Here is a 13,046-nt window from a genome sequence, read left to right as displayed (position 1 = left end):
TAATTTTTTTGTCGCAATGCACAAAAGCGTCGATCTTTCCTTGCCCCCGCCTTTTGCCGGGCTCGCCGCTCACCATCCGCTCGCGCTCTTTCTCGATTTCGACGGCACACTCGTCGAGATCGCCGACACGCCCGACGGTATCCATGTGCCCGACGGCGTGCCCGAGCAGCTCATGGCTCTTAACCGCGCCCTTGATGGCCGCATTGCCATCGTCAGCGGCCGTGCGATTGCCGACATACGAACCTATCTCGGCCCTGTTGGCCTGCTGATGGTCGGCTCCCACGGCGCGGAAATGGGTGAAGCGGCGGAGACCTCTCCCATCTTGTCGGACGCGAGCCGCGCTGCCCTGACCGCGCTGGTGGCCGCCTGGCCGCAACTTCTCATCGAAATCAAGCCGCACGGCATCGCGGTGCATTACCGGCAGGAACCCGAAGCCGCCCCAGCCGTCTATACGGTCATGGATGACATGGCAGCCCGCGAAAACCTTGCCGCCCGGCGCGGCAAGATGGTGGTAGAACTCGGCCCGAAAAGTGCCAACAAAGGCGTTGCGGTGGCCCGTCTGATGGCCGCCCCGCCGTTTGCGGGCGCGATGCCGATCTTCATCGGCGACGACACGACCGACGAGGACGGATTCATCGCGGTGGCCGCCGCTGGCGGTCACGGCATTCTCGTAGGCGCGCCGCGGCCGACGGCTGCCCATTACCGCCTCGCCGATCCTGAAATGGTGCATCAATGGCTCATCCTTTGAGCTCGCTTGCGCTCTGGCCTATCGGCAATTGCCAGGTCAGCGCGCTCGTCGACGGTGAAGCGGGCTTTGTGTGGGGCTGCGTTCCGCGTGTTGATGGTGACCCTGTCTTCTGTGCGCTTCTCGGGGGCGACCGGCAGGACGCCGGCGTCTGGCGATTCCGGCTCGCAGGACAGGTCAAGGCCACCCCGCACTATCGCCGCAACACGCCAATCCTCGTCACCCGCCTCGAAGCCGAGGACGGCAGCGCGGTCGACGTAATCGATTTCTGCCCGCGCTTCGAGCGGTCCGGGCGGATGTTCCGCCCCGTGGCCTTCGTCCGCATCGTTCGTCCGGTTTCAGGCAGCCCGCGGCTCGAGATGGAGCTGGTGCCGATGCGCGATTATGGCGCCGAGGCTGCTGCAACAACGCGCGGGACCAATCATATCCGCTATTTGATCGGTCCCCAGCCGCTTCGGCTGACGACCGATGCGCCCGTGGGTTACCTCATGGAAGGCCGTTCCTTCCGCGTCGAGCAGGATCTGCATTTCTTCCTCGGCCCCGATGAGCCCTTCACCGGCAATGTCTCGCAGGCACTCCGCGCCATGGAAGAGGCAACCGATCTCTACTGGCGAAGCTGGGTCCGCGGGCTCGCAACGCCGATGGACTGGCAGGACGCGGTCATCCGCGCTGCCATCACGCTCAAGCTTTGCCAGCACGGAGAGACTGGCGCGATCGTCGCCGCGCTCACCACCTCGATCCCCGAAGCACCCAACAGCGGGCGCAACTGGGACTATCGCTTCTGCTGGATCCGTGACGCCTATTATACCGTGCAGGCGCTCAACCGCCTCGGCGCGCTCGACGTGCTCGAAAAATATCTCGCCTATCTGCGCAACATCGTCGATCGCGCCGCGGGCGGGTACATCCAGCCGCTCTATTCGGTGATGGGGGTGACCGAGCTCGACGAAAGTGTTGCCTCGAACCTCGCGGGCTATCGCGGAATGGGGCCGGTGCGCGTCGGTAACGCCGCCTGGACGCAGATACAGCATGATGCCTACGGCCAGATCGTGCTGCCCACGGTGCAGGGTTTCTTCGACCAGCGCCTTTTTCGCCTTGCCGACGAACGCGATTTCGAAAGCCTCGAGCGCGTCGGTGAGGTGGCGTGGAAGATGCACGACCAGCCCGACGCCGGCCTCTGGGAATTTCGCACCCGTCAACTGGTCCACACCTATTCGGCGGTGATGAGCTGGGCGGCGTGCGACCGGCTTGCTAATGTGGCAGCGCGGTTGGGCAAGCCCGAACGCGAAGCCTTCTGGAATGATCGCGCCGCGAAGATTCGCGCGACAATCGAGCGCGAAGCGTGGAGCGAGACTGAGGGGCATTATGGCGCGGCCTTTGGTCATTCCCACCTCGACGCGAGCCTGCTCCAGATGGTTGAACTGCGCTTCATTCGCGCCGACGATCCGCGCTTTCAGGCCACCTTTGCCGCGGTCGAAAAGGCGCTGCGGCGCGGCCGAAACATGCTGCGCTACGACAGCGAAGATGATTTCGGGCAGCCCGAAACCGCCTTCAATATCTGCACCTTCTGGCTGATCGAGGCGCTGCATCTGTCTGGGCGGTCGGAAGAGGCGCGCGAACTGTTCGAGACGATGCTCGCGCACCGAACGCCGTCGGGGCTTCTTTCGGAAGACATGGATTTCGAAAATGGCGAATTGTGGGGGAACTTCCCCCAGACCTATTCGCTGGTCGGCATCATCAATTGCGCGGGCTTGCTGTCGCGAAGCTGGGATACGGTGCGATGAGCCGGCTGATCGTTGTCTCCAACCGTGTGTCGGTCGACAAGGGGCGGGGCGCCGCAGGGGCGCAGGGCGGCCTCGCGGTCGCTATGAATGGCGCGCTGCGTCAGCATGGCGGGATCTGGTTCGGCTGGTCGGGCGAGGAAGTCGAGCATTTTACCGGCCAGCTCACGATGGCACGCAGCAACGGTTTCACCACGGCCACCATCGACCTCGAACCCCAGGATGTCGAGGAATATTACAACGGCTATGCCAACCGGACGCTCTGGCCGCTCTTCCACTATCGCATCGACCTTGCCGAATATGAAAATGAGTTCGGGATGGGCTATGAACGCGTCAACGAGCGCTTCGCGAACAGCCTGATCCCGCTCGTTGAGCCCGATGATCTCGTGTGGGTGCATGATTATCATTTCCTGCCTCTCGGCGAACGTCTGCGGGCGCATGGCCTCGAGAACCGCATCGGGCTATTTCTCCATATTCCCTGGCCGCCGACCCGCCTGCTCGTTTCGCTTCCCTTTCACGAACGGCTGGTGAAGGCCATGCTCCATTACGACGTGATCGGCTTTCAATCGTTCGAATGGCTCGAGAGCTTTCTCCATTATTGCCGCAAGGAGCTGAATGCCGACGTCGATGAAGAGAGGGGCACGGTAGCGCTCGGCGGCCGCACCGTTACAGCGCGCGCCTTCCCCATCGGGATCGATCATAAGGAATTCATGGCGCTCGGGGAGACCGAAGTCGCGCGCCGCGCGCAGGTGCGGCTCGTCGGCAGCGCGCGCAGCAGGACGGTCGTGATCGGGGTCGACCGGCTCGATTACAGCAAGGGGCTGCCCGAGCGGATAGACGCGATGGAGCGATTGTTCGCTACCAAGGACGATATGGTGAACCGCCTCTTGTACATCCAGATCGCGCCCCCTTCGCGCGAGGATGTGCGTTCCTATCAGGAAATCCGGGCGACCCTCGAACAGAAAACGGGACAGTTCAATGGCGCGCATTCAGACGTCGATCTCGTTCCGATCCGCTATGTCAACCGCGGCTTTGGCCGTGCCGAACTCTTCGGCTTTTATCGCGCGGCCAAGATCGGACTGGTGACGCCCATTCGGGACGGGATGAATCTCGTTGCCAAGGAATATGTCGCAGCGCAGGACCCCGAGGATCCGGGCGTTCTCATCCTCTCGCGTTTTGCAGGTGCAGCCGAGCAACTGACCGATGCGCTCCTCGTCAACCCGCTCAACCATGACGAGGTGACCCGCGCGCTTTGGACTGCGATCCATATGCCGCTGGAGGAGCGCAAGGCGCGCTGGAGCGCGCTTAACGCTGTCGTGCGCGACCGCGACGTCATCGGCTGGGCTGAAGATTTCATCGCAGCGCTGAAGGGCTGACGCGCCGCCTTGCATTGTGGCGGCCGCGCCCTAGCATCCCCCTCACGCGGCCCATCACCCAAGCGTCGCGATTGAAAGGGGGAATTATGTCACAAAGCATTCTTGCGCCTGGCGCGGTGCTTGTCCTTTGGACATTGATCGTGCTTTTCTGGGTCGCGGCGACGCGCTTTCCGGCGATGGCCAAGGCCGGGATCGACTTGAAAGCTGCGCCACCGGGCGGCCGAGGCGCCGACCTTGAAACCGTGCTGCCGCCCAGCGTCAATTGGAAATCCCACAATTACACGCATCTGCTCGAGCAGCCGACGCTCTTCTACGCGGTCATCGTCTTTTTGCACCTCTCGGGCGGCGACGTCAGCTACACCCGCTGGATCGCCTGGGCCTACGTATTGTTGCGCATCCTTCACAGCATATGGCAGGTGACCGTGAACCGCGTTCCGGTGCGCTTCATGCTCTTTTCGCTTTCCACACTGTGTCTGCTTGCGCTGTCGGTACTCGCCGTGATCGCGACACTGGGTTGAGGAGGCGGCCATGACCGATACGAATGCTATTCTGGGACCCGTTGCGACGCTCGCTCTCTGGTCGATGGTGATGTGGGTCTGGATGTACGCGACGCGCCTTCCCGCGATGAGCCGAGCGAAGATCGATGCCGCGAAGCTGGTCGGCGGCACAGGCAAAAATCTCGACGATGTGTTGCCACCCGAGGTGCAGTGGAAAGCGCACAACTATAATCATCTGATGGAGCAGCCGACGGTCTTTTACGCTGTCTCCATCGCGCTCGCCATCGCGGGCCTGGGGGGCGGCCTCAACGCCCAGATCGCCTGGGCTTATGTCGGCTTGCGGATCCTTCACAGCATCATTCAGGCAACGGTGAACCGGGTAATGTGGCGCTTTGGCGTTTTTGCACTCGCGAGCCTCGCCTTGTTCGCCTTGTGCCTGCACGCCTTCATGGCCTTCGTGCTGCACTGAGCATGGGGGGCGCCCCCCTCAAAAAAAACAGGGCGCCGACTACTTCGAGAAGCGCGCGGCCAGCTCGACATGCGTCGACCAGCGGAACTGGCCCACCGGCTGCACCCACTCGAGGCGGTAGCCGCCGGCGGCGAGCAGCTTGGCATCGCGCGCAAAGCTCGAGGGGTTGCAGCTGACATAGGCAATCGCCGGCACCTTCGATGCTGCAAGCTGCTTGACCTGTTCCTCGGCACCCGCGCGGGGCGGGTCGAGTATTACCGCGCCGAAGCGGTCGAGTTCACCGGGTATGAGCGGCCGCCGGAACAGGTCGCGATGCTCGGTCGCCACCAGCGCGCGCGCGCGGTTCGCCGCGCTGCCCAGCGCCAAAATGGCATCGCGCGCGCCTTCGGCGGCATAGACCTTGCGCCCTTGCTGAACCGAAAGCGCAAAGGTCCCTACTCCCGCGAACAGGTCCGCCACCGCCGGAGCATCGCCGATCGCCTCGCGCACCGCTGCGACCAGCGCTGCCTGCCCGCCAGCGGTCGCCTGCAAAAAGGCAAAAGGCGGCACTTCGACCGCAACGTCGCCGAAGCGTACCGTTGGCGGCTCAGGCTGCCAGATTGTTTCAACGCCCTCGCCCTGATCGATCGCGAGGCGTGCAAGGCGATTAGCGCCCGCAAAATCCTGGAGCGCCATCGCGGCGTCGAGCCCTTCGGCGCGCACGCCCTCGAGCACCAGCTCGGCACCCTGATCGAGCATCTGCAGCTTGACCTTCACCGGGCGGCGCTGCGGCGCAATCAACCCCAGCAGTTTGCGCACCGGCGCGATCAGCTCGAACAGCTCTGGCAACAGGAGCGGACATTCGCGCATGTCGATAATCTGGTTCCTCTGCGCGGCGTTGAAGCCGACAGCGATCTGCGGTCCCGTCCTCAAGGCAGTCAGCGCCGCGCGGCGACGGCTTTGCGGGGGCGAAAGCAGCGCCGCGCGTATGGCGTGCGAGCGGACGTCCTGTCCTGCAAGCGCGCCGGCGATGCGATCGCGCACAAAGTCGGCGAGCGCCGGCTCTGCCACATGCTGGAGCTGGCATCCGCCGCATCGCGTGAAGTGCCGGCAAACCGGTTCGGCGCGGTTGGGTCCCGGGTTCAGCGTCCCGTCGGGAGCAACGCGGTCGCCCGGCGCACTCCCTGTGACGTGGCGTCCGTCCGCGGTCACGCCGTCACCCCGCGCGGCGATGCGTTCGATCAAATCTTTGTCTGTCATGCCTTTACCAGATCATCGGCTATAAGGCCGGGGCCGATAGCCCGCGCGCGCGAAATATGCCAGCTCACCGCGGCAACCGCAGCATCGAACGCATCGCCGCCGCGCGCCAGCATCGCGCCGCACGCTCCCGCGAGCACATCGCCGGTCCCGGCGGTAGCGAGCCAGGGGCATCCTGGCCATGCAGCAACGATGCGTCCGTCGGGTGCCGCGATAATAGTGTCCGCGCCCTTGTATACAAGGACGGCACCGCTCCTGCGTGCGGCCGCACGCGCCTGCTCGATCTTGCTTCCTTCCAGGCCCGGAAAGGCGCGCGCAAACTCACCGGCATGCGGTGTCAGGATCGCCGGCGTATCTCCAAGCCTTGGCAGTGCTGATGGAATGGCTGCGGCGTCGAGGACGAGGGGCTTTCCGCTCTTCAGTGCCGCCGCCACATCGCGATCGAGCGCAGCGCCTGGCGGGTAGCCCGGCCCGATCACCACGGCACCCAGCCGCTCATCGAGAAGCCGCTCAGCAAAATTTTCGCCGCGCTCCGCGATGATCGCCGAGAAAGGGACGGAAGTCGCGCCGCTCAATATCGCATAGCCTCCCCCCGCGCGCAGCACAGCCGAAGCGGCAAGCGCCGCGGCTCCCGGCATGGGGCCAGCGCGCACGAGCGCCATCCCGCGGCTGAACTTGTGTGCCGCTGCCCCGGGAGTATCGCCTTCGAGGTGCGGCAGCGTCCGCAGCCGGGATTGCGCCTCGATCCCGATCGGCGCGAGCACGACCTTTCCGCAAGAGGCGGCGGGGGGTAAAAGCACATGCGCGGGCTTGAGCGCGCCGAGCGCCACCGTCACATCGGCGGGAAGCGCCGGCGTCCAGGCTTGCACGCCGTCGGCATCAACTCCGCTTGGCACATCAACCGCAAGGATCCGCCGCCCTGCAAGACCGCGCAGGCGTGCAGCAATATCTTCTGTGAGCGGCCGTGAGAGCCCCACACCGAACAATGCATCGATGATCACAGGTGCAAAAGCGAGTTCGTCCCCCAGCGCCTCGACGGGCCCCGCCCATGCCCGGCGCGCCGCGCGCGCAAGCTCGGTCCCCGGTTCCGCCAGCGCGGCCACCCGGACATGCACACCCCGCCGCGCAAGCAGGCGGGCCGCCACATAGCCGTCGCCGCCATTATTGCCAGGTCCGCAAAGGACGAGCACGGGAGCTCCTGACGCCATCCGCCACGCAAGATCCGCGACCGCAGCGCCGGCGCGCTCCATCAGCGTCGCGAGCGAGGTTCCTGACGCAGCGCACGCTGCCTCGGCGGCGCGCATCGCGTCTGCAGTGAGAATGGGGGCGTCGGCGGAAGACGGCATGGTTAAGCTTACGACATCGCCTCGGTCATGGGAATCGCCATTGCGCGCCGGCTATCTCGCCCCGGTCGTATTAGCCGGCAATCGGTAGCGGTCGCGGCCGACCGCGACCTCGATCAACCCCTCCTTGACGATCGTGACCCTTGCCGGCTCCGCGCCGTCGGCAGACACGACACCGCGCCCGTCCTTCGCAATCGCCAGACGCCGATAGCCGGTATCGGCGCGGCCCACGACCAGGATATTGGCTTGCGCCCCGCTCATTTCCTCAATCGTGCAGGTGCGGGCGAAGAGTTTCGCGCCTTCGAGCGCACAGTCGATGCGGCCGTCGAGCGCAGCCTTCTCACCCTGCCGCGCCTCGGCATGAGCAAGTGCGCTATTATCCGGGGCCGGGTCGCAGCCGCCAAGCAGCAACAGCGGTATTGCCAGCCTTCCCGCTTTCTTCAGCATCACCCTCCAGCTTTCCTCAGCTGCGAGAGGTCCCGCACCGCGCCGCGCGCGGCGCTGGTCGTCATTGCGGCATAGGCCTGAAGTGCGACCGAAACTTTCCGCGGGCGAGGTTTGGCGGGCTGCCAGGCCGCCTCGCCCCTTGCTTCCATCGCCGCGCGGCGCGCCGCGAGCTCCTCGTCGGGAATCATGAGGTCAATCGTGCGCGCGGGAATGTCGATCTTGATGAGGTCGCCATCCTCGACGAGCGCGATTGCCCCGCCTTCGGCGGCTTCGGGGGATACGTGCCCGATCGAGAGCCCCGATGTGCCGCCCGAAAAGCGCCCGTCGGTAATCAAGGCGCAGGCTGCGCCCAACCCCTTCGACTTCAAATAGCTCGTCGGATAGAGCATTTCCTGCATACCCGGACCACCCTTCGGCCCTTCGTAGCGGATGACGACCACGTCGCCCGCCTCGACTTGTCCCGTCAGTATCCCGGCGACCGCCGCATCCTGGCTTTCATAGACCTTCGCAGGACCTGTGAACTGGAGGATCGTCTCATCGACGCCGGCGGTCTTCACGATGCAGCCGTCGCGCGCAATATTCCCTGAGAGCACCGCGAGCCCGCCATCCTTGCTGAACGCATGTTCCGCCGAGCGGATCACCCCCGCTTCGCGGTCGAGGTCGAGCGAGGGCCAGCGCCTCTCCTGGCTGAATGCGGTCTGGGTCGGCACGCCGCCCGGTGCGGCCATGAAGAACTGCTGCACCGCCGGATCATTGGTGCGGCCAATATCCCATTTGCTCAGCGCATCGCCGAGCGTTGCACTGTGCACAGTCGGCAGATGCGCGTGGATCAGCCCCGCGCGCTCAAGTTCGCCGAGAATCGCCATGATACCCCCCGCGCGGTGGACATCCTCCATGTGGACGTCACTCTTCGCGGGCGCGACTTTCGACAGGCACGGCACACGGCGCGATAGCCGGTCGATGTCCTCCATCGTGAAATCGACGCCCGCCTCGTGCGCTGCTGCCAGGAGATGGAGCACCGTATTCGTTGATCCGCCCATCGCGATATCGAGGCTCATCGCATTTTCGAATGCCTCAAAGCTCGCAATCGTACGGGGGAGCACGCGCTCATCACCTTCCTCATAATGGCGGCGGCACATGTCGACAATCATGTGTCCTGCGCGAAGGAACAGCGCCTTGCGGTCAGCGTGCGTCGCCAGGGTCGATCCATTGCCGGGCAGCGACAAGCCGAGGGCCTCAGTGAGGCAGTTCATCGAATTGGCGGTGAACATGCCCGAGCAGGAGCCGCAGGTAGGGCATGCCGAGCGCTCCACCGCAGCGACCTCTTCATCGCTATAATGTTCGTCGGCGGCCGCAACCATCGCATCCACCAGGTCGAGCGCGATTTCCTTGCCCTTGAGCACAACCTTGCCGGCTTCCATGGGTCCGCCGGAGACGAAAATCGTCGGGATGTTGATGCGCAGCGCCGCCATCAGCATCCCCGGGGTGATCTTGTCGCAGTTGGAAATGCAGATCATCGCATCGGCGCAATGCGCATTGACCATATACTCGACGCTATCGGCAATGAGGTCGCGGCTTGGCAAGGAATAGAGCATGCCGTCGTGACCCATCGCGATGCCGTCGTCGACCGCGATCGTGTTGAATTCCTTGGCAACACCGCCCGCCGCCTCGATCTCGCGCGCGACCATCTGACCGAGGTCTTTGAGGTGGACGTGCCCGGGAACAAACTGCGTAAAACTATTGACCACCGCAATGATCGGCTTGCCGAAATCGCTGTCCGTCATCCCCGTTGCGCGCCACAATCCGCGGGCGCCGGCCATGTTGCGGCCGTGGGTTGTGGTTCGCGAACGATAAGAAGGCATTTGGAGACGTCCTGATAATTTTATTTCATGAAATAGCGCTTGGGGGGCCTCTACACGCCTATGCCGGCAGTTTCAACGCCGCTTTCCGCAGCGTGCGTGCCAGGAGATCTGCAAAGCGCGCCTGCCCTGCCGCATCGCCGACCAGATCCTGACGCATTTCGATCCCTGCATAAGGAATCGCGTTCGCCTCGGCGTGACGGTTCATCGTCGCATTGAGGAGCTTGCCCGAATAGGGCTGCTGGTCTCCGACGAGGAGCCCCTCGCCCGCAAGCGCCGCGATCACGGGCTGTGCAAGGCGATCGTCGGCATTGTAGAGTATGCCAACGTCCCAGGGTCGCTTTTGCTCGGGATCGCTCGCAAGTTCAGGCGTGAAGCTGTGCAGCGATATTATCATCGCGGGCCGTGCCGCTGCGATAACCTCGGCGATATGGGCATGATAGGGCCGGAAGATGCGCTCAAGCCGCGCCTCCCGGACAGCAGGGGTGAGCGCGTTGCCCGGAATGGCATGGCCGTCGCTCGCGATCGGGATGACCCCTGGCGCTTCCTCATCGCGATTGCAATCGACAACCAGCCGCGACACCCCGCCCAGGATCGCGGCATCGACGGCCCCGCTTTCGACGAGCAGCGCCGCCACCTCGGCAACGCCTATGTCGATCGCGATGTGCGTTTCGAGGAGGGCGGGATCGATTCCCAGGTCGATATCGGCCGGGACATGGTTCGCCGCGTGATCGCCGATCAGCAGGACACCGCCTGCGCGCGGTGTCCCAACATCGCGCCAGGCTTCGTTCATCTCAACGCTCCTGCCATCTGCCACCACTGCGGCCTGCGCTCCTTCAGATAGAGGGCCGCTGCATCCCGTTCGGCGGGCGCGTCAAACAGTGCAAAACAGGTCGCACCCGACCCCGACATGCGCGCGAGCCACGGTCTCAGCCCGCCGAGCTCGGTCAATATCTCGGCGATCGCGGGACATTGTGCGACCGCCGGGCGCTGGAGATCGTTGCGTGCGGCAAGAAGCTGCGCGCGATGATCGGCGCCGGTGAAGAGCGGTCCGCGATCAGTTCCGTCCCACGCTGCGAACACCGGCCCGGTCGCGACAGCTTGCCTCGGGTTGACCAAAAGCACCGGCGTTCCGGCAAGCGCGATTTCGGGCGCTGCGACAAGTTCAGAGCCCGTCCCGACGCCAAGGCAGGTTTCGCTGGCAATACAAGCAGCAACGTCGGCCCCGAGCGGAGCCGCCAGCCGCGCGAGCGCTTCATCGCCAAGTTCGGGAAGAAAATGCCGCCGCACAAGCCGCACCATCGCGGCAGCGTCCGCCGACCCGCCCCCGATGCCCGCCGCGACCGGCAATGTCTTGGTGAGCCGCACGGCAAGCGGCGGAACGCGCGCTGCACCATAGCGCTCGCGCAGCAAGGTGACCGCGCGGAGCACCAGATTGTCGGGACCCGTGCTCAGCCCTGCTGCGAACTCGCCCGCAATCGCAAGCGTATCGGTGCTGGAGATGGCCGCCTCGAGCGCGTCGCCCCCGTCGGCAAATGCGAACAGGGTCTCAATTTCATGATAATTGTCAGGGCGCCTCGCCCGCACATGCAGCGCGAGATTGATCTTCGCCCAGCCCGTTTCGGCAAAGCGCATCACGGTGCAACGGTTGCAGGCGTGAGCCCGTCGCGCAGCTTTGCGGCAATCCGCGTCGCCATGTCCGCCTCGGCGGTCAGCGAAGCTGCGCGCCAGACATAGCGCGCCGAAAAGCGGCGCCCCGCTTTCCAATAAGCGTCGCCCAGATGTTCCGCGATCACGGCATTTTCAGGATCACCGCGCTGCGCCTTCTCAAGCAGAGGCACGGCATCGTCGATCCGCCCTGTGAGGAAATAGGCCCAGCCGAGCGAGTCCGTGATGCTCGGGTCCTGCGGTTCCTTCCGCCAGGCCGCTTCGATCCGCTCAAGCGATCGCTCGACATTCTTGCGCCGTTCGAGCGCTGAATATCCCGCAAAATTCAGCACGGTCGCATCGTCGGGCCGCAAGGCAACGGCCTGCTCGATCAGCGCTTCCGCGCCGTCCCAGTCGTCCGCCTTCATGAGCAGGTCCGCGCGCGAGATCAGGAGGAGCGCGCGAAGCGCACGATCCTCCTCACGCTCGCCAAGACCCGCTTCCAGTCGCGTGTAGGCGCGCAAGGCCGCGTCGCCGTCGCCCGATCGGCGCGCGAGGTCGGCGAGACGAAGGAGCAGGCTGCGCGGTTGCCCCTCCCCCGCCACCGCGGCTTCGGCCGCACTCAGGGCGCGCGTCATCTCGCCGCCGTCGGCGAGCAACTCCGCGCGGCGCATTTCGAGCACCGGCGGGAGCGCTGTTCGCCCTCCGGACAGCAGAGCGAGCGCGCTCTCCTGCTGCCCGTTACGGTGGAGCGCCTCGACCAGGGTGACCTGGACCTGTTGATCCTCCTCGTTCAGCCAATGCGCCGAGCGCGCAAAGAGCAGCGGAACCGAGGGCCTGCTGTGCGGGGTGCGCGACAGGCCGTCGGCAAGCAGCCCGAACCAGTGCGCGACCCCTGCGCGCGGCGTCGAAACCGGTTGGTCGGGCAACAGCAAAAGCGGGTCATCGCGCTCCCCGGCGGCCAGAGCGATGCGCCCTCGAAGTCCCTTGGCGGCGGCAGCCTTTCCCGCCTGGTCGAGCGAGGCCGCGACGCGCAGCGCGACGAGCTGGCTTGAGCGGTCGCTCAGCGTGATCGTGTCGACCTGCGCGACGGCGTCGGCGGGACGCCGCGCTGCAAGTTCAACGAGCGCCGCCTCGAGCAAGAGCGAAGGTTCGGGGCGCGCGGCGGGACTGGCGGCAATGAGATGACGCTCAGGATTAGGCTCGCGCGCGGCCACGTCGATCCAGGCATTGACTGCGGGGGTAATGAGCCTTGCCACAGCATCGACCCCGGCCTTGTCGGGCCGCCCCGCCATAAGGGCGCGTGCACCCTTCCAGTCCGAGCGGCGGAACGCGTCCACAAGGAGCACAAGCTGCGCATCGAACCGGCGATCGCCGCTTTTCCAAAGCGCTGCCGCCGCGCCGCGGGCGGCGGCGAAATCACCGGCCTGGATCGCTTGTTCGAGAATCTGCCCCCGCACGCCTGGAAGATCGGGGGCAAGGCTCGCCACCGTCTTCAGCTCCGAAAGCGCAGCGGCTGGCTCGCCCGCTTCCTGGGCGAGCCGTGCGCGAACGAACGCATTCAGTGCCTCGCCGCCGCGATCGGCCGCCGCGCGCGCGGGGGGCGCCGCAAGCACGGCTGCAAGAGTGGTCAGGATCGCAATGGAACG

12 protein-coding genes are annotated in these 13,046 nt (G+C 65.2%); 5 read left to right on the top strand and 7 right to left on the bottom strand.

Going from position 1 to position 13,046, the window contains the following annotated elements; all coding sequences use genetic code 11:
* Positions 1-16: 16 nt before the first annotated feature.
* The 5 genes from otsB (at position 17) to LH20_RS11305 (ending at position 4,865) form a co-directional block, all read left to right on the top strand.
* Positions 17-748 carry a trehalose-phosphatase gene (gene otsB / locus LH20_RS11325; protein WP_053554293.1) on the top strand — a complete coding sequence of 244 codons (732 nt, stop codon included), beginning with the start codon at positions 17-19 and terminating at the stop codon, positions 746-748.
* Positions 733-2,526, top strand: coding sequence for a glycoside hydrolase family 15 protein (locus LH20_RS11320; protein WP_200905367.1), 1,794 nt, complete (start codon positions 733-735; stop codon positions 2,524-2,526). Before otsB ends, LH20_RS11320 begins: the two co-directional genes overlap by 16 nt.
* Positions 2,523-3,899: an alpha,alpha-trehalose-phosphate synthase (UDP-forming) gene (locus LH20_RS11315; protein WP_053554292.1), complete on the top strand. Its 1,377-nt coding sequence runs from the start codon at positions 2,523-2,525 to the stop codon at positions 3,897-3,899. Before LH20_RS11320 ends, LH20_RS11315 begins: the two co-directional genes overlap by 4 nt.
* Before the next feature lie 86 nt (positions 3,900-3,985).
* Complete coding sequence (locus LH20_RS11310) at positions 3,986-4,417, top strand: MAPEG family protein (protein ID WP_053554291.1); 432 nt, start codon at positions 3,986-3,988, stop codon at positions 4,415-4,417.
* Positions 4,418-4,427: 10 nt separating this feature from the next.
* A complete protein-coding gene (locus tag LH20_RS11305; RefSeq protein ID WP_053554290.1) occupies positions 4,428-4,865 on the top strand; it encodes an MAPEG family protein in 438 nt (145 codons plus the stop codon).
* A 39-nt stretch (positions 4,866-4,904) separates the two neighbouring features.
* Here LH20_RS11305 and LH20_RS11300 read toward each other — a convergent pair whose 3' ends face one another.
* The 7 genes from LH20_RS11300 to LH20_RS11270 are packed head-to-tail and all read right to left on the bottom strand — an operon-like array spanning position 4,905 to position 13,013.
* A complete protein-coding gene (locus LH20_RS11300; protein WP_053554289.1) occupies positions 4,905-6,104 on the bottom strand; it encodes a class I SAM-dependent RNA methyltransferase in 1,200 nt (399 codons plus the stop codon).
* On the bottom strand, positions 6,101-7,447 hold the full coding sequence (locus tag LH20_RS11295) for an NAD(P)H-hydrate epimerase (protein WP_053554288.1): 1,347 nt from the start codon (positions 7,445-7,447) through the stop codon (positions 6,101-6,103). Before LH20_RS11295 ends, LH20_RS11300 begins: the two co-directional genes overlap by 4 nt.
* Positions 7,448-7,498: 51 nt before the next feature.
* A complete protein-coding gene (locus LH20_RS11290) occupies positions 7,499-7,891 on the bottom strand; it encodes a hypothetical protein (protein ID WP_053554287.1) in 393 nt (130 codons plus the stop codon).
* A complete protein-coding gene (ilvD, locus tag LH20_RS11285; RefSeq protein WP_053554286.1) occupies positions 7,891-9,753 on the bottom strand; it encodes a dihydroxy-acid dehydratase in 1,863 nt (620 codons plus the stop codon). Before ilvD ends, LH20_RS11290 begins: the two co-directional genes overlap by 1 nt.
* A 58-nt stretch (positions 9,754-9,811) precedes the next feature.
* Positions 9,812-10,543: an N-formylglutamate amidohydrolase gene (locus LH20_RS11280; RefSeq protein ID WP_053554285.1), complete on the bottom strand. Its 732-nt coding sequence runs from the start codon at positions 10,541-10,543 to the stop codon at positions 9,812-9,814.
* Positions 10,540-11,385 carry a 4-(cytidine 5'-diphospho)-2-C-methyl-D-erythritol kinase gene (locus LH20_RS11275; protein WP_053554284.1) on the bottom strand — a complete coding sequence of 282 codons (846 nt, stop codon included), beginning with the start codon at positions 11,383-11,385 and terminating at the stop codon, positions 10,540-10,542. The genes LH20_RS11280 and LH20_RS11275 overlap by 4 nt, the downstream gene beginning before the upstream one ends.
* On the bottom strand, positions 11,385-13,013 hold the full coding sequence (locus LH20_RS11270) for a tetratricopeptide repeat protein (protein WP_235526954.1): 1,629 nt from the start codon (positions 13,011-13,013) through the stop codon (positions 11,385-11,387). The genes LH20_RS11275 and LH20_RS11270 overlap by 1 nt, the downstream gene beginning before the upstream one ends.
* Positions 13,014-13,046: the final 33 nt, after the last annotated feature.

Origin of the sequence: Sphingopyxis sp. 113P3 (assembly GCF_001278035.1) — a bacterium.
GTDB lineage: Bacteria > Pseudomonadota > Alphaproteobacteria > Sphingomonadales > Sphingomonadaceae > Sphingopyxis.
This window is presented reverse-complemented; position numbering and strand designations above follow the sequence as displayed.